Origin of the sequence: Enterococcus malodoratus (genome assembly GCF_027659535.1) — a bacterium.
Lineage (GTDB): Bacteria > Bacillota > Bacilli > Lactobacillales > Enterococcaceae > Enterococcus_A > Enterococcus_A malodoratus.
Map to the genome: position 1 here is coordinate 831 of NZ_JAQDPG010000018.1, position 24,372 is coordinate 25,202.

Here is a 24,372-nt window from a genome sequence, read left to right on the forward strand (position 1 = left end):
TGTGGTTACCGTTGTGCTAAGAGAAGAAATAATACATTACGCTGCGATAACAAACGTATCGTTTACGAAAACCAATTGGAGCAGTACATATTGAATCAAACCAGATATGTACTAGCTCAAACAAGAATCAACTTTGATAAAGATCGGAATAAACAAAAACCAAAATTGGATAATAAAAGAAAAATTGAAGTCAAACTAGATAGATTGAAAAAAGCATACTTAAACGAAATAATCGAGTTAGAAGAATATAAAGAGGACAGACAAAAATTGATTAATGAACTGGAATCAATAAAAATAATCCCGATGCCGACCAATACTAAAATGATTGATTTTTTTCTTTCAGATGAGTTTTTAGAAATATATAATAATTCTACCGCTGAAGATAAACAATCCATATGGCGATCGGTTATAGATAAAATAGAGATTGATAAAGACGGAAATATAGACGTTTCTTTTTTAATATAATTTTATTGCTCAACTTATAGTTTCCAGAGGGATGATTATGACCTAAAACTACCCGTGCGGCACTTATCCGAACGGCCTCGCGAAATATCTCCCGTGGATGCGCGATTGACTGGTTCAATGAACCGATGAAAATCGTCTTCTGTAAAATGATTTCATTTTTAGTATTCAAAAAGAGCGCAACTAAATGTTCTTGTTGATAATCCTTCAGCTCTGTGATCAAATGCTGGCCTAAAGATAAGCTAGACTGGATCTTGCCCATTTTCGGCTGCAACGCTCGGTTGATCCGATACCCAAACTCCATCATCGCCTTCAATTCAATTGCACGTGTTTCCCCGATTCCTTTAAACTGCTGTAATTCTTGCAGCGTTGTATGTTTTAGATCATAAAGTGCCGGATATTCACGTAAAATACTGCCTGCCAACTCCATAACATTTTGCTGCCGTGATCCATTCCGCAGAATGATTGCCAACAGTTCTTGATCAGATAAATGTTTCTCGCCTTCTCGCAGCAATCGTTCTCGCGGCCATGAACTTTCTGGCAGCTCCTGTAGTAATAAACTCTTTTCCATAAAAAACTCCTTTGCCTACTTTTCATTAAAGTACGCAAAGGAGTCTATTATTATGCTTCTAAAAAGTTGATTACCTCATGCAGCGTCGGTAAAACAGCTTCTGTTTTTTCCTTTATCTCAGCGGTTGGCGGAACAATATCCGGAACCATCACAACCGGGACACCCGCTCCTTCTGCAGCGAGAATGCCATTTTTCGAATCCTCTAAGACTAAGCCGTCAGCAGCAGCAATTCCTAGCCGGTCAGCAGCAATCATAAAAATTTCTGGATCAGGCTTAGCAAATTTTACATCTTCTGCCGAAATGATATCAGAAAATTTGTCGCGAATCCCGGCATGTTCTAATAGAATCTCAATCACAGGACGGACATTGCTGGATGCCAATACGCGCGGAATTTCTTTTTCTTCTAAATAAGCCAGCAGTTCGTGGACACCTGGTTTCAAATCGACATTCCCTGTTTTGAAACGATCATGGGCCATTCCCCAACTCTCATCAATGAACTTTTGGACGGTCTCTTTACCATGGTCAACAAACATTTTGTGCAATTCCGCCCAGACTTCTTCATCCGAGATACCGATAAAACGTGCATATGTTTCTTCAGTAAAAGGAAGATCATATTTTTCAGCCACTACTAAATTCGCATCACAATAAATCGATTCCGTGTCAAACAACAAACCATCCATATCAAAAATAATTCCCTTAACTTTTTTCATTCGTACCTCCCAAGTTTAATAGTAATTGACGTACTTCAGAAACGAAGTACAGTGATCCTGTAATTAATAGTAAATCATCTGATCCCATATCCTCTAACAATTCTCCTAATCCAAACTGCCAGAGTGACACAACTTCAAAGCGGCTATCTAATTTATCAAAACGACTAAGATCTAATGCCTTCGGATATTCAAATGTCGTTAGATAGATTCGTGCATTGGGAATATCTGAGAGCAAAGCCAACATCCGATCAACATCTTTTGTCTCTAATGCTGAAAAAAGGATTTTAATCGTATAGCCGCGAAATTCGCGTTTTACATTTTCGACCAAACGCTTCATGGCATGCCCATTATGGGCGCCATCCATCACAATCAACGGTTCGTCGCTGATTTTTTCCATCCGAGCAGGCCAATGCGCTTTCGCTAAGCCTTTTTGGATCGTTTTTTCTTCGAATGGCAACCCCTGCTGCTCACAATATAGATGAAATAGTTCAATCGCGACACCAGCGTTTTCAACTTGATGACGCCCTAATAACGGAACTTTGAGCGCAGTAAGTTTGCCCGCCTCATCCGTAAAATTGAATAATTCTCCCCAAGTTGTATCTGGACGCAAGTAGTCTACTTGGTACTCCTCGCCGTAGCGGTAGATTTTGGCCGTTTCAGTCACCGCCTTTTCTACAATTTCAATCAATGGCCCTTTGCCGATTTTCCCAGTCACAACTGGAATATTTTCTTTAATAATGCCCGCCTTTTGCTGCGCGATCTCATGCAGGGTATCGCCTAAAACATCCATATGATCGTAACCGATAGTCGTAATTGCTGTTAAAATCGGTTCCACCACATTGGTTGAATCAAGCAACCCGCCTAGTCCTACTTCGACAACTGCGACATCAACCTTTTTTTCCGCAAAATAATCAAGCATGACTGCGGTTAAAATTTCAAATTCAGTGATCCCGCCAATTGCAGGGTCTTGATCTAGTTCAGCTACAATCGGCTGATATTTTTCTACATAATGGATCAGTTCAATATCTGGAATAGGCTTCGTATCAATGGCAATCCGCTCATTGAACTCTTCAATATAAGGAGAGGTAAAACTTCCAACGGTTATTCCAGCCTCCATCAAGATACTCCGCAAATAAGCTACAGTCGAGCCTTTGCCGTTCGTCCCGGCGATATGAATCACGGATACTTTTTTTTCTGGATTGTCTACTTTATTTAATAAGGCTTGAACACGGTCTAAACCAGGGCGCGACCCAAATTTTTGCCGACTGTGAATCCAAGCAATCGCTTCTTCTATCGTCATAATCATTCGCCTCATTTACAACATTTTTTGCATGCCTCTAGTATAGCAAAGTTTATCAAAGAAAGATTGTTAAGCGCAGATGAAATTCCGCAAAAGAGAATAAATTTATAAAAAGGAAATCCTGCTATCAAAAAAATGAGTGCGGCCTCAGTAAGACCACACTCATTTATTTTATCCATTTTCTTTTTAAGAAATCGTCCGCAAGCTTTCGATTCGTTCTTGAACCGCTGCTTGTTTTTCTAAATAGTCTTTTTCCTTCGCACGTTCTTCAGCAACGACATTTTCAGGCGCGTTCGCGACAAAACGTTCGTTGGCTAATTTACCCTGTACGCGTTTCACTTCGCCGCTCCATTTTGCTAGTTCTTTTTCTAAACGTTTGATTTCTTCTTCAATATTAATCAAACCAGCTAACGGCAGATAAATTTCGGCACCAGTCAATACAGCAGACATCGCCAAGTCCGGCGCAATGATATCACTTGCGATTACTAATTCTTCCGGGTTACAGAAGCGTTCGATGTAGCTGGTATTCTCAATCAAGAATTCCTCTACTTTCAGATCACTGGTTTTAATCAATAAAGTGATTTGTTTTGAAAGTGGTGTATTTACTTCCGCACGAATATTACGAACAGAGCGGATCAATTCTTTCAAGACTTCCATCCCTTTGGCAGCTGATTCATCGTTGTTTTCTGGATGAACTATAGGATAATCAGCCACGACTAATGATTCACCAATATGAGGAATCTTCGCCCAGATTTCTTCCGTCACAAACGGCATGATTGGGTGCAGCAAACGGAGTGTTTGATCCAATACAAAAATCAAAATACTCTTAGTTGTTTGTTTCGCAGCTTCGTCTTCACCGTAAAGAATCTCTTTACTCATTTCGATATACCAGTCACAGAAGTCATCCCACATAAAGTTGTATAATTGACGTCCCGCTTCACCAAATTCAAATTGATCAAACAGATTGGTTACTTTTTCGATGGTTTCATTCAAACGCGTCAGAATCCAACGATCGGCGACAGTCTTTTCACCAGAAAAATCAATGTCTTCCGCGCTAAAGTCCTCAACATTCATAATTACGAAACGAGAGGCGTTCCAAATTTTATTGATGAAATTCCAAGCCGCGTCCATTTTTTCATAACTAAAACGAACATCTTGACCCGGTGCTGAACCAGTTGATAAGAACCAACGTAATGCATCGGCACCATATTTTTCAATGACATCCATTGGATCAATCCCGTTGCCTAATGACTTACTCATCTTACGGCCTTGCTCGTCACGGATCAATCCGTGGATCAAAACGTTTTTGAATGGACGTTCATCGGTGAATTCCAAACTTTGGAAAATCATTCGGCTAACCCAGAAGAAAATAATGTCGTAGCCAGTAACTAATGTACTTGTTGGGAAGTAACGTTTGTAATCTTCGCTCTCTTCATTCGGCCAGCCCATCGTAGAAAATGGCCATAAGGCTGAACTGAACCACGTATCCAAGACATCTGGATCTTGCTCCCAATTCTCGCTATCGGCTGGTGCTTCCATGCCTACATACATTTCACCAGTTTCTTTGTGATACCAAGCTGGAATACGGTGTCCCCACCATAATTGACGAGAGATTACCCAGTCGTGAACATTTTCCATCCATGTCATAAAGGTATTATTGAAGCGCGGTGGGAAGAATTCTACCGCATTGTCGGTCTCTTGATTTTTAACTGCTTGATCAGAAAGTGGTCCCATTTTTACGAACCATTGCGTAGATAAACGCGGTTCAACGACCACTCCGGTTCTTTCTGAATGTCCAACACTGTGAACCATTTTTTCAACTTTAATCAAACGGCCGATTTCTTTTAAGTCAGCGACAATCGCTTTACGAGCGGCGAAACGATCCATGCCGGCATATTTTCCAGCAAGCTCATTCATACTGCCGTCTGCATTCATCACATTCACTCGCGGCAAGTCATGACGGTTACCAACTTCAAAGTCATTAGGGTCATGGGCAGGTGTAATCTTCACCGCGCCCGTTCCAAATTCGCGATCCACATAGCTGTCCGCAATAATCGGAATTTCTTTATCAACTAACGGCAAGATTGCTGTTTTCCCAATTAAATCTTGATAGCGTTCGTCATCCGGATGAACCGCAATAGCTGTATCTCCTAGCATCGTTTCAGGACGAGTAGTTGCGATTTCCAATACACCGCTGCCATCCGTTAACGGATAAGAAACATGATAAAAGGCGCCTTCTAAATCTTTATGAATAACTTCGATATCAGATAAGGCTGTTTTAGCTTGCGGATCCCAGTTGATGATGTATTCACCGCGATAGATCAGATCCTTTTCGTACAAAGAAACGAATACTTTACGAACAGCATCAGACAATCCATCATCAAGTGTGAAGCGTTCACGACCATAATCAAGCGACAGACCTAACTTCGCCCATTGCTCGCGGATATGTCCAGCGTATTCCTCTTTCCATTCCCAAACCTGATCAACAAATTTTTCGCGACCAAGATCATAGCGCGAAATGCCCTGTTCTCTCAATTTTTCTTCAACCTTTGCTTGCGTCGCGATCCCCGCATGATCCATTCCAGGCAACCATAGAGTATCAAAACCTTGCATCCGTTTTTGACGAATAATCATGTCTTGCAATGTTGTATCCCAAGCATGACCTAAGTGCAATTTCCCCGTTACGTTTGGGGGCGGAATAACGATTGAATAGGGTTTTGCTTGTTTATCTTCTGATGGCTTGAACAAATCTTGGTCCAACCATTTTTGGTAGCGACCCGCTTCGACTTCCTGCGGATTGAATTTTGTTGGTAAATTTTCAGTCATAGATGTTCCTCCTAATTAATTGTTTCGAAAATTATCTAAAGCTTGCTTAACTAAATAATGACTCTTACATTTAGTGAGACTCACAAAAAAAGTCCTAGAACACAAGTGTGTTCTAGGACGTAAAATACGCGGTACCACCTAAATTGCAGAAAAATTTTCTGCCGCTCTTTCATGCCATAACGGGCATGTGCCGTGCGCTCCTACTTGATTCAGCTCGCAAAACTCCCAAGCTACCTTCCATGAGTCAAAGTGAAAATGTTTCAGCCAGGCATCTTCTCTCTAAGACTTCGTTGCTCATGTACTCCTCTTGATCATCGTATGAATCATTCTACAATGAAGTCAGAAACTTGTAAAGTCCTACTGTCCATCAAAATAGATCAGCGTCTGCAATTCTGATGTTAAATCAATATAATGTACATGAACATTTTCCGGAACCTTCAAGGGATCTGGCGCAAAATTCAAAATGGCAGTGACCCCATTGGCAACTACTTGATCAATCGCCCCTTGTGCATTTTGACTTGGAACAGTAGAAATGGCTACAGTAATTTTTTCTTTTGCCAAAACATCATTCATCTCATCAATTGAATAAACGTAATAGCCGCAAATTTCTTTTCCAACTTTTTCTGGATCATTGTCAAAAGCGCAGACAATATTCAAGTTTTCATTGCGGCGAAAATTATTATTTAAAAGAGCTTGTCCTAAATTACCGCAACCAATCAATGCAATCCGCTTTTCTTCTTTTGTTTCTAACATATCGCTGAAAACCTTAATCAGATCGCTAACGTCATAGCCGTAACCGCTGCGTCCAAGTTCACCGAAATGAGAAAAGTCTCGTCGAATCGTCGCGGACCCGACTTGCGTCATTTTACTTAACTCAGAAGATTTGACGCGGGTAACACCATTCTTTTCCAATCCTTTTAAACAACGCAAATACAATGACAATCTTTTTGTCGTTGCTTTTGATAGTTGAGGTTTTTCAATTATCCGCTCCATGTTTGTTCTCCTTGTTCGTTTTAGGGTAATAAAAACAGTTCGTGCTTAGAACCACTCTGCCAAAGCAAAAACGTGGAATCCACACCTTTGTTAATTACTTCACATAAATGATTTTAACATGGAAAAAAATCAATAACAATCTTTTGACAAAAAAAGAGCAAGAAAGTGTCCTTTCCTGCTCAAAAATTTTATAGTAAGTCCGCAAATTCTTCGGCTCTCTCTGCTTGTGCAGGAGTAATTTCTTCAATCTTAATTCCTGCTAAGCAACGTGCCATTAAGCCTTCAATATCAAAACGTTCTTCTAATTCCAAAACTTTTTCCAATTTAGGACGTGTCTTCGGCTGCGGCGGTGCAAAGATCGTACAGCAGTCTTCAAATGGTTGGATCGCCAATTCGAAAGTATCAATTTTTTCCGCCAATTCGATAATTTCTGTCTTATCCATCGTTACAACTGGCCGGATAATTGGTGTTGTTGTCACTTCGTTGATCGCTACCATGCTGTGTAACGTTTGCGAGGCTACCTGTCCTAATGATTCCCCATTAATGATCACTAGACCATGGCGCATTTCACGAATCGCATCTGTCAAACGCAGCATCATTCGACGTGTCAGTGTCATCCAATAGCCTTGCGGACTGCGTTTTTTTATTTCTTCCTGAATCTCTGTAAATGGGACTTCGATAAATTGAATTCCGCCAACATATGGGGTCAATTTTTCTGTTAGATCTTTAGCTTTTTGTAAGGCCTGCTCGCTAGTATATGGTGGGCTTGCAAAATGAACTGCTTCAATCTCGACTCCACGTTTCATCGCTAAATAGCCCGCCACCGGTGAATCAATCCCACCAGACAGCATCAACATACCGCGGCCGCTAGTACCAACTGGCAACCCGCCTGCTCCCTTGATCGTCTCATAAGAAAGATAGGCTGCGTCCTGACGAATCTCCACGCGTAAATTGATATCCGGACGTTTCATTTGAGCTTTGATTTCTGGGAAAATATCGATCACAGCGTCACCCAAAAATTGCTGCAAACCATGACTATCTAGTTCAAAGGTATGATCACTGCGTTTGGCCGTGATTTTGAATGTTTCTTTCCCAGTGTAAATTTCTTGCATGATTTGATGGGTCATTTGTTCAAGAGCATCCAAGTTTTTTTCAACCCGAATACTTGGTGAAAAATTTTGAATTCCAAAGACCTTTTTCAATTTTGGAAATACTAAGCGGCTATCTTCACCATTTAATAATATATGCATCCGATCACGATCCGCTTGAATTTTTAAATTTGGAAATTCACCCAGAGCGTTTCGAACATTTTGAGCGAGTCGCATGATGAAACTACGACGATTTTTCCCCTTTGTCGATAACTCCCCATAGCGCACCATAATTTCAGTATATTGCACAGTCATTCTCCTCATTCGTTTTACCATATTCTTTTCTAAACTATAAATAATCTGCCAGTCTTTTCACAAAACAATCGACTTTGGCGATATTCGCGTTTAATTTATCTTTGAAAATTTTTCGTAGAGATGGTTGATTATCACCATAAATTGTTCTGCTTCAGCCATCGTATTCGCTTCATCCAAACTTACACGAATTGCTGTAGTCGCAACATCGTGTGGAACATTCATGGCATGTAAGGTTGAACTGTCGACCTTTTTCCGACTAGAGCAGGCACTAGTAGTAGAAACAAAGATTTGTTTTTCTTCCAATGCATGAACCAATACTTCTCCACGTATCCCCTTAATACCGAACGTCAAGATATGCGGAGCAAAGTTCTCATCCCCAGAAAAAATCATTACCTTATCGTAACTGGCTAAGGCCTCTTTCAAATACTGGCGAATAATCGCTGTGTGATTAGGCCGTTCTGCCTTTCTCTCAAGATGTAAACGTAAAGCACGACTCATAGCTACGATTCCAGGAAGATTTTCAGTCGTCGCACGCTGCCCATTCTCCTGCCCGCCACCGTTCAATAATGGTGCTAATTTTCTGCCAGCTTTCCAATAAATGAAGCCAACACCGCGCGGCCCATGAAATTTATGTGCAGAGAAAGTGGCAAAATCAACACGTGGTGTTAACCATTTCGCTTGATCAACTTTTCCGATGGCTTGCACTGCATCCACATGAAAATGAATCGTTGGATAATCTTCCAAGATTTCACTGATTGCTACAATTGGTTGGATTGCTCCCATCTCATTGTTAACGCCCATAACAGAAACTAGAATTGTTTCAGGCCGAATCAATTCAGCTAGTTTATCAACCTGAACGAAGCCTTTACTATCAACTGGTGCGATACTGACCTCGAATCCAAGTTCGTTTAATTGTTGAGCTGTTCTGCTGACTGCTGGATGTTCAACACTCGAAATAATAATATGATTGCCATAGTCTCTTTTTTCGATTGCCGTTCCCTTCAAAACCCAGTTGTCGCCTTCCGTGCCGCCGCTAGTAAAATAAATTTCATTATCCTGAACACTCAAGAGCTCCGCAATTTGCTTGCGGGCCTGTTGCAGTAGACGGTTCGCTTGGGTTCCTAAGTCGTGCAGACTTGAAGGATTCCCCATGATGCGCTGGCTAGTTTTTACATATGTATCAAGTGCCGACGGATAAATTGCGGTCGTTGCACTATTATCAAAATAAATCATTATCTGACCTTCCTTCAAAAATTCTTTCCTATTATAGCGAGAAAGCCACAAGTCTTCAAGTATTCCTTACAAATAAGAAGAGTTTCATAAACTATCGTCAATAATTCGCAAAAAAAAAGCCGAGCAGGTCGCTCAGCTTAAACTAAATCTCGGTTATTGAAATAGAAATCTTCTATTCGTTTGAATGCGCCTGGTTCAACACGTTCTAACGCTGTACCAATTTCGTCCAAAGCATCTTGATAGCGATACTCTTTGTTAAACAACTCTAGACTATTTTCAATTGCAGTTTTGATGTCAGGATGTGTATGGCGATAACGATTCGCATATTGCATCATTTGTTCGGTCAAAGCTGCTGCATCAACTAGATCATAGGTCTTTTGATCCAACATTTCCATGTCTTCATCACAAAGGCTGACCAGTTTGTTGATGTCCTGCATGTTGATTCGAATCTTATTCAATGATTTGCTTAATTCCTCTACACGATCTGTTGCTACGAAGAAAAATTCTAAGTAGTCGCCTGGCAACCCAGGTAAACGCTGTTGTTCTACATAGCGTTTCAAATTACGTAAGCGGAATTCATATTTTTCGATTTTGGCAGAGGCTTCTTTTTCACCTTTGCGCAAATCGTGCAAGTCTTCGTCTATTTCAACTTGTTTGGTTTCGATATCGTCTAAGACTTTAAAAGCATCCTTATAAAAGACTTGAACCTCTGAATATGGCAGCTCATGTTTGTCAATCTGCGGTTCAATGTTGCGGTTGCGACGTTCTAATTCTTCGATCTCTGTTTGGAAACCGCGGGCACGTCCCAACTCATTATTATTCAATGCATAACTTTGAGAAGTATGATCCAATTCAACCATCAGCTGATGATTGTTGCGAGAAGCGTGAGCAATGTATTCACCAATCGTTTTACGATTCGTCGTAACATATTTTTTCGCTTCAAATTCTTTTTCTAGCGTTGCATATAGATCATCAATCAACTCAGCAGTTTCTTTGTTCGCTGTTTCCACTGTACCTAATTCAATTTTCTCTAAATCCTCTAATGAACGTTCCAAGTGTTTTTTTACTTGCCCTAAACGTTCTTCAAAATTATCTTCAGGTAGAACAAAATTTTCTGCCATCATCTTCTTGTAAGTTTTTTCTAACTCATCAATTTGACTTGGGAAAGTTTTTTCTAAATCTTCATAAATAGCTGGAACTTTTTGCATCATTTCTTGAACTTCATAGGTATGCTTCTCAGCCTCGTCTAGCACTTCACGGGCTTCAATCGGATCACCGGAGGTATTCAGAGTCACAAATTGTGTAAATTCGATTTCAACATTCTTCACTTGCTTTTGGATTTCCGGTAAAGCAGGACCAAAGTTGTCTTTCTTTTCCTTCATATCCTTTTTCAGTTCTTCAAAAACATCCAGTGCTTGTTGAACAGCTAATGAATTTCGTTCTTCTGTTTCACGCAATTCTTTCAATCCAGCGCGAATGCCTTCAACTTCTTCTTCCATCTCAGTCATCGTACGTTCAGCGCTTTCGATTGCTGATTTGCCCTTCATAAAACGGAAGGTTTCATTTTGGCTCTCAACTTCAAAAATTTGACTTTCTAATTCCGCAAAAGATTTTGTCGAAACGTCCGTCCATTTTTGATTCCATTCACGGAAAGTATTCTGACTTTGGCCGACAAGGTGCATTTTCTTCACTTCATCGACTTCTTCCACAACGGGAAGATCGAATAACGCTTCTTTCCTTTTATCAAGTTCTTTTAAGCGTTCTTGATTCTTTTTCTTCATCAGATAACCAATCAAGTATAAAACGGCAGCCAGTATGACTAAGCCGATAACGATCCCTATGATTACATTACTTCCCATGTATGATTTTCCTTTCAACTATCAAGATTCAGTTTATTTAATGGTCCACTATTTCCTGTTTTTGGCGAAAACATCTAACGTAGATTATAACACAAAAGACTTTTCTCTTCACTAGCTAGTTTCGAATTCGTTTTTTAAATGCCTATCGCACAGTCACTCCTCATACTAGCATTTTTTGGAGATCGCTTCAATTACTATAAATTTAAGAATATTGTAATTTTATAAAATTTTCTATTCGTGAAAGCGACGAATCCTCTTGAAATTGTACGACTTTTCAGATAATATTAAAGCCACATTAAAATAAGAGGTGATTAAAGTGAAAGTGATTAAATTTGGCGGAAGCTCAGTAGCTTCAGCTGAACAACTAAAAAAAGTCTTACAGATCGTTACTGACGACTCCGAGCGTCGTTTCGTGGTGGTTTCAGCTCCAGGAAAGCGAACCAATAAAGACAAAAAAGTCACCGACTTATTGATTCAATTTTACAATGCTGTTTTATACAAACATGAAACTGAAACGTTAATTCGCGAGATCGTTGCCCGCTACACAGAAATCGCAACTGAATTTCACGTAGATGACGATATTGAAAAAAAATTTACTGCTGAACTACAGCACTTGCAAGAAAATTTTAATGAGACAGATCCTTATGCCTTAGACAGTTTTTTAGCCAGCGGAGAAAACTTGAATGCACAATTAGTTGCTGCTTGTTTTCAAAAAGGCGGGACTAAGGCTCGCTACATTAATCCAAAAGAATTAGGTATCACCGTTTCCAACGAACCGCAAAACGCTCGGATTTTAGACGAATCCTATGAAAAAATTTATCAATGGCATGATTCATCAGAAATTTTGATCATCCCTGGATTTTTCGGCTACACGAAGGATGGACATCTTTGTACATTCTCGCGGGGCGGCTCTGACATTACCGGTTCAATCGTCGCAGCAGGTTTGAAAGTGGATCTCTACGAAAACTTTACTGATGTCGATGGTATTTTTGCTGCCAGTCCAAAATATATTCACGATCCAGAACTGATTGAATATGCCACATATCGAGAAATTCGTGAATTAACTTACGCAGGTTTTACCGTTTTTCACGATGAAGCGCTGATGCCGGCTTTTAAAGCACAAATTCCCGTCATCATCAAAAATACCAATAATCCTGAGTGTCAAGGAACCTTGATTAAGAAGTCCTTTGAAGATGAAACTCGGAATGAGGTCGTTGGGGTTGCCAGCGATGGCGGCTTCTGCGGGATTACTATCGGAAAATATTTATTAAACCGAGAAGTCGGGATCGTTCGGCGAATCCTGCAAATCATTGAAGATTTAAACATTGGTTTCGAACACATGCCTTCAGGAATTGATGACATCTCGATCATTTTAAGGGAACGTCAGTTAACTCGGGATATTGAAGCCGAGCTAATGAAACAGATAGAAGAACAGATTCAACCCGATCAATTGTCAATCGAACACGGGCTATCTGTCGTGGCATTAGTTGGCGAGGGTATGCGAGAACGACCTGGCACTACTTCAGACAGCACTGCTGCTCTGGCACGTAAAAATGTTAACTTGCGGATGATTTCCCAAGGAGCTGATGAACGCAGTATCATCTTCGCGATTCGCAGCGAACAAGAACGTTTGGCCGTTCGTTCCCTCTACTATACATTCTTTGATTAACCATATATCCAATAAACCAATACTTAAAAAGGTAGCAAGTGCTGATTGGCACCTGCTACCTTTTTCGTTTTACCGATTTACTTAAGCTTATACTGTTTTTACTTATTTTCTTTTTCCAGCTCGAATTTCAATTAGTCGTTTAGCCAGATTGGCCCAATCGGTCGCTCTTGGAGGTGCTAACCACAAAATCTTTTCACTATGCCTTTTGTCGTACAATTTATTCAGATCAGTGATAACTAAATCGGTCTGATCATCAGCTACATTCGTTATGTTGATGACAAAATTTATAAAGAAAGACAAATTTCGAGCAATAAACTGATTGTACTGCTGGCCAAAAGAAAAATCGATACAGACGGAAAGCGGCTCGGATATCTCCTCCATAGGAATATACATAATAAAGGTAAGCAGATATTTGGAAAAAAGATAAATTCTGGCATCCAGCAAGTCTTCAGATTTTAAAAAGGACTGGTCTGACAAATATTTTTGGCAAAAAGTAAAATACTCAAAATAGGAATCTTTAAAAAATGTCATATCAAAACGCTCAAAAGAATAGAGTGTATTCAATGGAAAGTAAATTGCCTCATAGTGAATCCGATTAAAATCATTAAATACCTGAACCAACTTATCAGATGATCCAGGTATTGTCTTTCTTAATCGAGACATCCTTTTTGTTCAGCTCTTTCGCTTTTGTTCCATCAATCGTGAAGTCTTTTTCCAGAATCCAACGATCTTTATAATGAACATCTTTTCCTCGAGTAAATTGACCATCCGTATTCTTATTTCCATAAGCAATTATTTTGATATGGTAATCCCCAGTTTTTAGCGGATCACCTTTGAGTGAGACCGGCAGACTGAAGGTTGAGTTAGGAGCAATTTGTAGTCCATCTTTATGTTCTGAATACAATACTTGCTTGTCGCCCTTTTGAGTGATTTCAGCATCAACAGCAACTTGATTGATATAGGTCATTCGATCATTTTGCAAATCAGATAAAATGACATTCCGCGCATTAATTTGATCTGGCTTAACCGTGTTCAGCACTAAATTAGCTGGGACTGTCTTTTCTGATTGGCGCATCAGTAAGGCAACAACAAAAGAATACTCATTTTTGATTGCCAGTCCCTTTTCATCTGATGAACTGTCTGTTTGAGCAGTGTCTTTTACTTCTTTAAAGGTAATTCCGCCAGCCATCACACCATCAAATGTTTCATTAGGCATGGTAACTTTGATTTTTACAATAGATTCTGTATGTGGTTTAAGTAAAACTTCTTTGGGAAGCTCTGTATAATTGGCTAAACTGTATTTTAGGCTTTTATCTGCTTTGATTGCATTTTTGCCATATTCTACAACGCCATTGATATTAGTCGTAGCACTCGCAGTACTCATAGCTACTTTGACCTCTTTATCCGTATCATTACGTAAAACTGTCTCAAGGGTTTGTTGCTGCCCTGGCGTCATCGCCAGATCATAATAAGTCTTAGACTTGTCTATTTGGTTTTCAGGAATTGTTGGGGTTACCGCGAAATTAAACTCACTGGCATGGCTAATCGGTGCCTGCGTAAAAAGGGCAAGCATAATTAATAATAAAAAGGGCAGTATTCTTTTGATTTTCATCGTTCTAATCTCCTATGTATAGAGTAGTTAAAGCCATAAATTGAACAATTTATGGCTCTGACTACTATTTGTTCGTTCATTTTGTTATAGTACATAATCCAATCAAGACTATGATTTTGGCGTTGTGCTGCCATTTCCAGGTACATCTGTTAATGTCCAAACTAATTTTGTTGCGTATTTTTCTGCATATTTTGTTGTTGAGCCAGGAACTGTAAGATCAACAGATTGACCCCCAGTTGCTTCATCGGTACCCCAATCTAATAGGTATGTGCCGGCTCCTTCTTTATCTTTTGCAACCATCACGTCAGCTTCAGCACCTGTTGGATCTAAAGTAATTTTAGCCGTACCTGTTGGTTTTGCAGAAGCCGAATTTGTCACAACATGCCCGTTATTCAAGACTAGTTGAGCTCCAGTTAATTCAGCTTGTTTATCCTCTGCATGTTTTCCTTCAGAAAGAAATTGACCATCTTGTTTCACTTTTAATGTCCAACCTGTTTCTGTTCCGCGATTATCTGTAATTTGAACATAGTTAGGTCCTTTTTTAACGTCACCTGTCGGTTTGCCATCAGCACCTAAGATTTGGTAAGACTGCGCATCTGCATGGTATGTTTCATTTTGAGAAGTGATCTTTTGTTTGCCAAAGTAAAAACTTGAGGCAAAGTCAATTGATAAAGGTCCATTTGTTCCTGGATTAGGTCCTTCAGGGTTTGTTGGATCAGTCGGATCAACTGGCTTTTCTGGATCAGTCGGGTCAACCGGATCGGTTGGATCGGTGCTAGGGACATATTCGATTACTCCATTTGACTTGTATTCGCCCCCATTGTTTGCAGCAAGAGTGGCGATTGGTGCCGCGAACATTGAACCTAAGATCAAGCTTGACATCAATAAATTTTTACCTAATTTCATTTGTTGTATTCTCCTTTTTTACATGAACTTTTTTTAATTCTAGTTTCCTGGAACATCTTGCAACGTCCAATTAAGAGTTCCGTTGTAGTCACCCTTTAATTGTTTTTCTACAGGTACAACGAGGTGCAATCCGTATTCTTTATTCCAGTTGTCGCTAATAACTTGCGATCTACTGTCCTTATCACTTTTCTCTACTAATGCTGGTGTCGAGCCAATTGAAACTTTCCCGCCTTGATTTGTATAAACCAGCAGCCCGCTAAGGTCGTTATCAGCTGAGGTTAGCCCCGTTTTCTCACTTAACAGCAGCTGCCAATCACCAGCAGTTGCCCCTCTTGTATCAGATACTTCTAATGACCCGGTGATTTTGGGAGTCAGCGTCTGCGTTGAGGTAGTAATTTCATTCATGCCAAAATCAATTGCACTCGGTGCAGTAAATTCCAATGATCCCGCCACTTTTACTTTAAGTGCGGCTAAGAAATCAGCATCATGAAAAGTTAACTCTTCCGCCGGCTCAATATTTCCGACAGCATTGTTGATAGCTGGCGGATTTGATATTTCGGCCTTTCCAGCATGATCTCTTAAGAAAATTTGTAAAACATCATTTTTCTTCAGGTTATCTGGTAAGGTCAAAGTAAATTTTCCAGAACTGTCTGTTTTGGCAGTCAGCCCTGTTTCTTTACCATTTAATGTCAAGCTGACATCGGTATTTGCTTCACCAGTCCCTTGTAATTCCTTAGTTCCGGGTGCAATCGTTGTCGCGTTGCCAACTAATTTAGCCGGTTTTGTCGGTGTTACGTCATAGGTTAGAACCGAATCTGTTTTGATATCTTCTGGTCGGCTCTGATGAATCCATTTTCCTTCATACTGCCCTGACCAAGCTTCTAACACCTTCATGGTATAGCCCGCTTTAAGAAAGTCTTTGTCTGAGGAATCAATTTTGAACATACCAGCTCGCGCCGGATCCCCGTAGACACTCATTGCCGAACCGACTGACGTTCCTTGAACTTGGCCGACCTCTTTGCCCGTTGTATCATAAATACCGATTTTTAGCAGAACCTCATTGTCATAGGCATCGCGAATTTCGCCTTTTGCTTCTGGTACCGAGGCATGGGCGTAAATATATTTATCTGCATTCGTTGGTACACGTAAGTCTTCAATTACAGCTGCTTGATTATTGGCCATCATCCGCGAGTAATTTGTTAGTTTCCCAAACTCACTAGACATCGTTGCACTGGACGAAGAATCTAAATTTGCCAGATCCGTCCCCGACAACTTATAGTCAACCGTGAACCATTGCCTTGTCGGAGTACCGTTCAAATCTGATCCGGCATTCCAAACAGCTAAATCCGCCTTATTACTTTCAAATTTTGAACTGGCACTTGATTCAATGATTCTCCCCCCGCCAGAACGACGATTGGCAAAATCAAAATACTTCACTTGATTCATCGTGAAATTCAATGCCCCAGCATTAAAAGTTCCTCGACCAGCTGTATTCGTCGCACCCCGCGTAACGAAATACGTTCCTGGATCTGCGACAATATTCATGGAGTGCGTTTTGGAATCAATCGCGGCGCCATTTTTAGCATCAATTAAGACAGAAGAATTTTCATCTTTCAAATTGAACTCGTTATTGGCTCCAGCGGTGTAAAGGATCCCCTGATTGCCGGCATCAACGCCAGGGTCATTGGGCGATCCATCCCCTTGGTTAGTAACGATAAAATCTGATCCGCCGGAAACATTTATTTTATTATTCCCGCCATACATTCGAATGGCTGGTGCATTTCCTGCGGTTTTATTTACTTCAATGGAAGAATGATCTTCTACATTAAAGGTCATATCACCATCTAATCTAAAACGTAAAGTGGCTCCCAGCGTATTGGATTGCCCATCGGAAATCAGCTTGATTTTTCCTTTATTTTTGACATTGAAGGAACCGCCCTTACTTTGAAGCAATAATGCGGGCGCTTTTTGTGAGTGGCTTTCAAAATAAGCACCATCAGAAACATTCATCGTTGAGTTCGCTGCATTAAAAATAAACAGCCCGCCGTCTTCACCGGTATAGGCAATATTCCCTTCCATCAACAGTTTGGTTCCCTCATCTCGAATCCAAAAATCGGTTTGTCTTTCAACTTTCCAAACTTGTCCGGAAATACTCCCTTTATCACTATTCGTTTTAACGATCGAACCTTTTTCAATAATGATTTGGCTCCCATCGCTGGCAGCAACTTGATTTTCATAAAAACGGATCGCTGTGGAAGTTACTTGAGATTGATTGGTAATTGTAAAGAATTTTGCAATTACGCCTCCAGCAATCGCAGTATCACGATCGTAAGTCAACACGACTCCATCAAAAACGACCGTCCCAGTATTCATATCCGCGATACCAGCATGATTGCCCGGACCTGAACTAACTGTTCCCATTAGAGTTAGTTTTCCTTCACCTTCGGCTAAGTTACCCACTCCCGTTCCCGTGAATTTCAAATCTTTAAGTGTCAAAGCACCAGTATCCTTAATATCAAAGTCGTACCCTTTAATATCAAGCTGATGGTTGCCAAAATCAACAGCCACCCCATGATCAACTTTTGGCCCTGTTGAGCTTGCTGTCAGATCCGTTGTTACAGTAATTGCCGTAATATTCTTATTCTGCACAGCTGTCTTCAGTTCAGCCCAAGTGTCTACCGATTCAGCGGCTTTTGTACTTTTGGCAAGATCTTGTATTCTGGGTGTCACTGGATCAGTTTCTTCATTTGAATCTGTAGTTCCAGCAGGTTGATCACTGGTAGTATTATCGGTCGGCTCTGCTTCAACCAACTCAAGATTTTCTTTCGATGGTAAGCCTTCCGAGGAGCTTGTTGATACTGTCGAACTGGAATCTGTGGTTAAAGGCGGCGTAGGCTCAGAAGACTCTGTTCCAGAAGTCTTTTCAATCTGCGTTTCTGTAAAATCCGATTGGTTAACATCAGCAGCAGCTAACACCGGAATACTCAGCAGCAGACTAGCGGAAAGAACGATACTTGCTATCTTACTAAACACTACAAATCTCCTCCTTTTCTATTTTTCAAAACAAAAATTACTCATACACTAATTCTCAGGAATATCATTAAGCGTCCACGTTAAGCTCGTTTTATACGTAACCGCATCTTTAGGCGTACTTCCAGGTACGCTTAAAGACACTGCTTTCGTAATATTGTAGCTTTGCTTAGGCAAGACACTTTTACTAACAAATGGTTCAACTTTCCCCCAATATTCATCCCAAGTTCCTGATCCTATTCCTGATTTTGCTGTCAGTACTAGTGAAACAGCTCCGGCTGGATCAACGTGGATAGTGGATGCGGCATCCGGTTTCAGCACACTTCTTGCGTTTGATTTCAATTCTGGATCTGCTAACGTAATTTGAGCGCCTAATAAATTATTATGCTGCACTTTTTTCTCAGCCATAAATTGTCCATTCTGCGCTACTGTTAGAGTCCAACCACCATTTGTTCCACGATTATCCGTCACTTGAAGATAGTTGGGCGAGTCTGAATGCCCATTATAGTGCTGTGCCATAGCATAGTAGGTTTCATCTTTATTGGATATTTTATTTTTACCAAAATCAAAACTCGAGACATAATCAATCGATAGCGGACCTGCTGTTCCTGGTTCTGGTTCACCGCCGGGTTCAGTCGGATCCACTGGATCGACCGGCTTTTCTGGGTCTGGATTTTCCGGATCAACCGGCGGTGTTATTTCATCATTAGGAACAAACTCAACAATTCCATTTGAATGATACTCTTTTGCTTCCGCTGTAGGAGCAATCGCCGCAGCTGAGATACTTAACATTGCGAAACTGAAAAGTGCTAGATATTTCATGTAATGACACACTTCCTTTTATCAAAAATGCAGCTTCGCAAACTATGGATTTTCAGAACCGTTATCTGGAGTAGAAGACAATGTCCACGTCAACTCCGTACTATATTCCTTAGCCAATTTAACTGTCTTACCTGGGACTTCCAGTTTGACGGCATCTTTGGCAGATGCTTCGTCAGAACCAAAACGATAAACCCAAGTACCGGCACCTTGACCTTTTGCAGCATCCACAACGTTAGGAACTTCTGTCCCCGGAACAAGAGCAACTTCCGCTTGTGCAGTTGGTTTATATTTGGCATCGTCTATATTGGAAGCAACTTCTGCTTTAGTGAATTTCAAACTTGCACCAGCCAGTTCATCTTTGTCAGCTGTCATAAATTGAGCATTTTGTTTTAAAGACAGTTTCCACCCTGCAAGAGTCCCGCGTTTATCGGTGATCTGAACATACATAGGTCCTTGTTTAGCAGCCCCCGTTGGTTTGCCTTCTGAGTTTACTGGTTGAATTTTTTCAGTAGCGGCAGCGTAAGTCTCATCTTTCGTTGTAATTTCCTGTTCACCAAATTTGAAATTGGAAACATAATCAATGGATAGTGGACCCGCAGTTCCGGTTGGTGGTTGTTCTGGATCAACTGGGTTTTCTGGATCCGGATTTTCTGGATCGACTGGCGGATTTGGTTTTTCACTAGCTTTAAAGCTGACCGTCCCTTTAGAATTGACAGATTGGGGCAGTTCCACTGCTTGCGCGGTCAAAGTTGAAGCGCCAATACTTAGTAACAATCCAGCTGTCGCAAAAAATAATGTTTTTTTCATGATTTCCGATCTCCTTCTATTCTTTTATTTATTAGTAGAATTGAAAAAACAGTAAAAATAACAAGCGTTCCTATTATTTGAATCATTACATAACGTTGATCACCCATGGGTGGTATTACTTGATGTCCCGAGGCAGAATAATTTGGCGACTGTTCATTTCCGGCAATGGCGGAATGATTTGACGATTGCCCATGGTTGTTGCCAGGTCTATCACTATGGGTATTATTCTGATTCTCAGATTCACTGGGATAGTCATATTTTCCAAAGAAAGTGGCTTCGCCATGCGAATGGTAGTCATGAGATTCCGCGGCATTAGTCACTGTTATAGGAACTACCAGTAAAGCGAACAGCACTAAACCGATAAAAAATTTTCTTGTCATGTCTTTTCTCCTTTCAATTCTTGTTCACAGCTTAATGAAATACGCGTAGTGAACTGAGAGAATAATACAATAGAACCATGATCGTTTCTATTTTATTTTTTCTATAAACAAAAAATAAAAAAACAACCTATTCACCTACATATTTCATCGAGGACAATTTTACACCTCAGAAAAATAAATAGAAACTAGAATGTTTTTTTGTTTTTTTCACATAATTTTAAAGTTGTCCCTGTCTCAATTTTTTTTTGTAAAAAGTGATCATTCCATTCTCAAAAATTTAAAATCGCTTTTTTTTACGCATGAATCAACAAATCTTACTGTAAAAAACGGTATAAATCATGGCAAAAAAAATAAAAGGTGCCGCGAAATAGTTTCTCTCGCGACACCTTTATTCTCAATCAATGACTATCCTTGCTTCCTATTAAAGACCAATTGATGGAACTATTTTCTTTGTCTATCCAACTCTCTTTTGATCAACGGTTCTGGTGCATACTTTTCCTGCCAATCATCCGGTTTCATGACTTTATTCGTGATCGGATGGTAGCGTGGTTTGCCATCAGGGAAAAGTTTTCCCATGTTGGCACGATGAACAATCTCAAAAATTGGTTTGGGATCGACACCGATTAAAGCAAATGAGCCATAAGTAAAATAAAGCAGATCCGTCAACGCATCAACTTCTGCTACCAGCGGATCTTTCACAGGTTCTGCTTTAGTCAAAACCTTTTCCTTTGCTTGCTCGATGCTCTGGTGAAGTTGCTCAACCAAGTCATTAAACTCGACTTCATCACCTTCTGCTACACCATATAAAAATTCCACAATTTCCTCAGCCTTGAACCCAGCTCGAAAACTTCCTCGTTCTCGCGAAAAAGCTTGCGGTTTTTTAGGCGGCGCTGGCGCAAACGTCTCATGAAATTCTCTTGCCATTTGATATAGTCCGTCCATTATATACACCTCATACTCATTGGTTATTACTAACTTATCGTCTTTGATCCTTCAGTTAGTTTTGTGAAAGTAAGAAAGCTACAAGAAATTAAATTATTCCGAAATGCTTCATTGCTTTATAAATACCGTCATTTTCATTGGTTGCGGTAACATAATCCGCTTGGGTTTTAACCTCCGTGAGAGCATTTCCCATGGCCACGCCGATGCCGACCTTTTGAATCATCTCGATATCATTGTAGTGATCGCCAAAAACCATGACTTCTTCTATCTTAATTCCTGAAGCCTCGGTAAATTCTAAAATACCGCGATACTTCGAGCCGTTCTTTGGAACGATATCGACAGAGTAAGGGTTTGAGCGTTGGAAAGAGCAATCCGGCAGCAGTTCTTGTAAACGTTCTGCTTCAGTTTCAGCACTAAAAAGGACACATTGATAAATGGGTTCCGCTAAAATTGCTAATTTTTTGTAGCGGCCTTTTTCACGATTAGGGCTAAAGGACTGCAACAATCTTCTTGCTGGTCTTACAGGGAACCATTTAGGCATCCACCCTGCTATTTTTTTAAGCAAAGAGTTTTGTGACCATTTCATTAAATGACTTCCATCAACGCGGTCACGACCGCCAAAAATAATTTGACGATGCTCATTATCGGCAAAATTCACGATTTGCTGTAGTGTTTCCTCAGCAAAGGAACGCTGATAGATATCTTTCTGCTTGGTATACACCAGCTGCCCATTGTACATAACAAAGACATCTAATGGCATTTGCTCGATCCGCTCTTCGATTTTTACCGGACCTCGGCCAGTCGCGACGCCACAAAGAATCCCTTGTTTTTGGGCTAAGCGAACGGCTTCACGTGTACTATCCAGTACCTTTGAATCCTTCGTGATCAAGGTTCCGTCAATATCAAAAAAAATAGCTTTTATCATGGCACTCCCTCGTTTAAAATAAATCAATTTGACTTGGATTCAATCCTTCGTAATCCAATTGAAGAATTTTTTTTAACTGCATCGCATTATCAGCGGCATCTCCGCCGGAATTATTGTTAAATATGACACCGACTTGATCAGAGTCATTTGCAGCTTGCTGAATTTTTTCGCCTAATACTTTCAGCTCGGCTTCATTATAACGGTACAACGTGCGCTTCTTGCGCCAATCCCCAGTACGATCATTCCAATAAGCTTGATTCCTGCCGTGAAGACGAAATAGGCTGAAACTCTTGTTGGTCACCGTATTGTCTAAAGGAACCGTGTCTGGCAGCTGCGGTTCATCCACCATCACCAAACTAAAATTCAGCTTTCGCATCAACTGCTGGGTCTTTTCGAGAAACCCTTTAGCATACCAGCTATAATCCCGCAGCTCGATTGCCATTGGTAAATCGGGAAATAATTCTCGCAGTGTTTCTAAATACCCAACATTCTTTTTCGTACACTTAAATTGTGCAGGAAATTGAGCTAAAAAGCAAAATAACTTTCCGCTTTCGATCATAGGCTGCAGTGTTTCTAAAAAATGCTCCTGCATCGCCGCCATTGAAGGATAGCTATCCTGCCATTTACTTTGCCCAGTAAATCCGGCATAGAGCTTCACAACAAATCGAAATTCTTCCGGAACTTGCGCCAGCCAATTTTCGACGGAGCTCTTACTGGTAATCCCATAATAATTTGTATCCAGCTCTACCAAGGGCAGGTAACCAGCATATTCATACAAGGAAGAGGTCTTCTTACCTGTCAAACTGCTGTGTTCATTAAAAGAAGTTAATCCAATTCGAATCATAGTATCCTAGCCTCCACTTGTTTCATAGTATACAATAAACATAGCAAAAAATTAGCGAAAATGCGCAAATAACGAATGGAGTAATGAAGATGAAACGGATTTTGATTTTACATACAGGCGGAACAATCTCGATGAGCCAAGACGCTGATGGTGCTGTACGCCCGGATAAAAAAAATCCTTTATTGGCGGCAGGTCAAGAATTGCGACTGCCCGCGGATATTGAATTAATCGTGGAAGATTTTTCTAACCTTCCTTCTCCCCATATTACGGTTGAGACCATGTTTCAATTAAAGGAACGAATCAAAGCTGCGAAAAAAGAAGGTCTCGACAGCGTAGTCATCACTCATGGAACAGATACCTTAGAAGAAACGGCCTATTTTCTTGAAATAACGATTGGCGATCTGATGCCGATCATCTTAACTGGTGCAATGCGCTCCATCAATGAATTAGGCAGTGACGGTCTCTACAATTTTGAATGTGCGATTCGTGTCGCCGCTTCAGACAATGCTGTCGGTAAAGGTGTTCTTGTTGTCATGAATGATGAAGTCCATAGTGCGCGTTATGTAACCAAAACACACACGACCAATGTCGCAACTTTTAGAACACCGACTTTAGGGCCAATCGGTCTGGTCACAAAATCAAAAATTCTTTTCAAGCAGGAATTACCTAAAGCAACGCATTATGATATCAACAGTTACGATGCGATGATTCCGATCGTAAAAGTTTTTGCTGGAATGCAGGGAGATTTCTTCAAAATCCTTGACCAAGGGATCACAGTTGATGGACTCGTAGTTGAAGCATTAGGTGCTGGAAATTTGCCGCCGCAAACATTGCCGCCTGTTTATCATTTATTAGAAAAAGGGCTGCCGATTGTTTTAGTTTCTCGCTGCTTCAACGGGATCGCTGAACCAGTTTACGATTATCATGGTGGTGGCATTGAATTAGCGCAACACGGAGTGATCTTCTGCAATGGTATCAATAGTCAAAAGGCTCGTTTAAAATTATTGATCGCATTAAATGCCCATTTATCAAAAGCAGAACTGAAACAATTTATGGAAGAATAAAAAAAGAAGTTGAA

At 40.4% G+C, this 24,372-nt stretch carries 21 protein-coding genes and 1 other annotated feature; of the genes, 3 read left to right on the top strand and 18 right to left on the bottom strand.

Annotation, left to right across the window (positions count from 1 at the left end; translation table 11 throughout):
- The coding region (locus PGP85_RS20360; RefSeq protein WP_270329070.1) for a zinc ribbon domain-containing protein at positions 1-465 on the top strand (465 nt) is incomplete at its 5' end.
- Here the strand turns inward: PGP85_RS20360 and radC are convergent.
- The 8 genes from radC to PGP85_RS20400 all read right to left on the bottom strand — a co-directional run bounded on the left by radC (position 407) and on the right by PGP85_RS20400 (position 11,357).
- A complete protein-coding gene (radC, locus tag PGP85_RS20365) occupies positions 407-1,033 on the bottom strand; it encodes a RadC family protein (protein ID WP_270329071.1) in 627 nt (208 codons plus the stop codon). The two genes, PGP85_RS20360 and radC, sit on opposite strands and share 59 nt — an antisense overlap.
- Positions 1,034-1,083: 50 nt before the next feature.
- Positions 1,084-1,743, bottom strand: coding sequence for an HAD family hydrolase (locus PGP85_RS20370; RefSeq protein WP_270329072.1), 660 nt, complete (start codon positions 1,741-1,743; stop codon positions 1,084-1,086).
- Complete coding sequence (locus PGP85_RS20375) at positions 1,730-3,043, bottom strand: bifunctional folylpolyglutamate synthase/dihydrofolate synthase (protein WP_270329073.1); 1,314 nt, start codon at positions 3,041-3,043, stop codon at positions 1,730-1,732. The genes PGP85_RS20370 and PGP85_RS20375 overlap by 14 nt, the downstream gene beginning before the upstream one ends.
- 186 nt (positions 3,044-3,229) lie before the next feature.
- Positions 3,230-5,869 (bottom strand): valine--tRNA ligase, encoded by a 2,640-nt coding sequence (locus PGP85_RS20380; protein ID WP_270329074.1) that lies wholly within the window; start codon positions 5,867-5,869, stop codon positions 3,230-3,232.
- A gap of 110 nt (positions 5,870-5,979) precedes the next feature.
- Positions 5,980-6,193 (bottom strand) — a binding site (T-box leader).
- Between the two features lie 33 nt (positions 6,194-6,226).
- Positions 6,227-6,862 (bottom strand): redox-sensing transcriptional repressor Rex, encoded by a 636-nt coding sequence (locus PGP85_RS20385; protein ID WP_010743249.1) that lies wholly within the window; start codon positions 6,860-6,862, stop codon positions 6,227-6,229.
- Positions 6,863-7,050: 188 nt separating this feature from the next.
- Positions 7,051-8,259, bottom strand: a complete 1,209-nt coding sequence (gene thiI, locus PGP85_RS20390; protein WP_010743248.1) for a tRNA uracil 4-sulfurtransferase ThiI — start codon at positions 8,257-8,259, stop codon at positions 7,051-7,053.
- Positions 8,260-8,355: 96 nt separating this feature from the next.
- Positions 8,356-9,498, bottom strand: coding sequence for a cysteine desulfurase family protein (locus PGP85_RS20395; protein WP_010743247.1), 1,143 nt, complete (start codon positions 9,496-9,498; stop codon positions 8,356-8,358).
- A gap of 137 nt (positions 9,499-9,635) precedes the next feature.
- Positions 9,636-11,357: a septation ring formation regulator EzrA gene (locus PGP85_RS20400; protein WP_010743246.1), complete on the bottom strand. Its 1,722-nt coding sequence runs from the start codon at positions 11,355-11,357 to the stop codon at positions 9,636-9,638.
- 316 nt (positions 11,358-11,673) lie between these two features.
- Between PGP85_RS20400 and PGP85_RS20405 the strand changes: the two genes are divergently transcribed.
- Positions 11,674-13,026 (top strand): aspartate kinase, encoded by a 1,353-nt coding sequence (locus tag PGP85_RS20405; protein WP_010743245.1) that lies wholly within the window; start codon positions 11,674-11,676, stop codon positions 13,024-13,026.
- Between the two features lie 102 nt (positions 13,027-13,128).
- On the opposite strand, the gene PGP85_RS20410 is transcribed toward PGP85_RS20405, so the two are convergent.
- The 10 genes from PGP85_RS20410 to PGP85_RS20455 form a co-directional block, all read right to left on the bottom strand.
- The gene (locus tag PGP85_RS20410; protein ID WP_270329075.1) at positions 13,129-13,557 is read right to left on the bottom strand and encodes a hypothetical protein; all 429 of its coding nucleotides are present in this window, start codon (positions 13,555-13,557) and stop codon (positions 13,129-13,131) included.
- Between the two features lie 94 nt (positions 13,558-13,651).
- The gene (locus PGP85_RS20415; RefSeq protein WP_270329076.1) at positions 13,652-14,638 is read right to left on the bottom strand and encodes a DUF916 and DUF3324 domain-containing protein; all 987 of its coding nucleotides are present in this window, start codon (positions 14,636-14,638) and stop codon (positions 13,652-13,654) included.
- Between the two features lie 108 nt (positions 14,639-14,746).
- Positions 14,747-15,544, bottom strand: coding sequence for a WxL domain-containing protein (locus PGP85_RS20420; protein ID WP_010743240.1), 798 nt, complete (start codon positions 15,542-15,544; stop codon positions 14,747-14,749).
- Between the two features lie 39 nt (positions 15,545-15,583).
- The gene (locus tag PGP85_RS20425; RefSeq protein ID WP_270329077.1) at positions 15,584-18,577 is read right to left on the bottom strand and encodes an Ig-like domain-containing protein; all 2,994 of its coding nucleotides are present in this window, start codon (positions 18,575-18,577) and stop codon (positions 15,584-15,586) included.
- A 48-nt stretch (positions 18,578-18,625) separates the two neighbouring features.
- Positions 18,626-19,396 (bottom strand): WxL domain-containing protein, encoded by a 771-nt coding sequence (locus tag PGP85_RS20430; protein WP_010743238.1) that lies wholly within the window; start codon positions 19,394-19,396, stop codon positions 18,626-18,628.
- Between the two features lie 42 nt (positions 19,397-19,438).
- Positions 19,439-20,203, bottom strand: a complete 765-nt coding sequence (locus PGP85_RS20435) for a WxL domain-containing protein (protein WP_270329078.1) — start codon at positions 20,201-20,203, stop codon at positions 19,439-19,441.
- Complete coding sequence (locus PGP85_RS20440; RefSeq protein WP_270329079.1) at positions 20,200-20,583, bottom strand: hypothetical protein; 384 nt, start codon at positions 20,581-20,583, stop codon at positions 20,200-20,202. The genes PGP85_RS20435 and PGP85_RS20440 overlap by 4 nt, the downstream gene beginning before the upstream one ends.
- A 441-nt stretch (positions 20,584-21,024) precedes the next feature.
- Positions 21,025-21,525 carry a pyrophosphohydrolase domain-containing protein gene (locus PGP85_RS20445; protein ID WP_270329080.1) on the bottom strand — a complete coding sequence of 167 codons (501 nt, stop codon included), beginning with the start codon at positions 21,523-21,525 and terminating at the stop codon, positions 21,025-21,027.
- A gap of 88 nt (positions 21,526-21,613) precedes the next feature.
- Positions 21,614-22,450: a Cof-type HAD-IIB family hydrolase gene (locus PGP85_RS20450; RefSeq protein ID WP_251865806.1), complete on the bottom strand. Its 837-nt coding sequence runs from the start codon at positions 22,448-22,450 to the stop codon at positions 21,614-21,616.
- Between the two features lie 13 nt (positions 22,451-22,463).
- Positions 22,464-23,294 (bottom strand): DUF72 domain-containing protein, encoded by an 831-nt coding sequence (locus PGP85_RS20455; RefSeq protein ID WP_270329081.1) that lies wholly within the window; start codon positions 23,292-23,294, stop codon positions 22,464-22,466.
- Positions 23,295-23,383: 89 nt separating this feature from the next.
- Between PGP85_RS20455 and PGP85_RS20460 the strand changes: the two genes are divergently transcribed.
- Positions 23,384-24,358 carry an asparaginase gene (locus tag PGP85_RS20460; protein WP_270329082.1) on the top strand — a complete coding sequence of 325 codons (975 nt, stop codon included), beginning with the start codon at positions 23,384-23,386 and terminating at the stop codon, positions 24,356-24,358.
- Positions 24,359-24,372 lie beyond the last annotated feature (14 nt).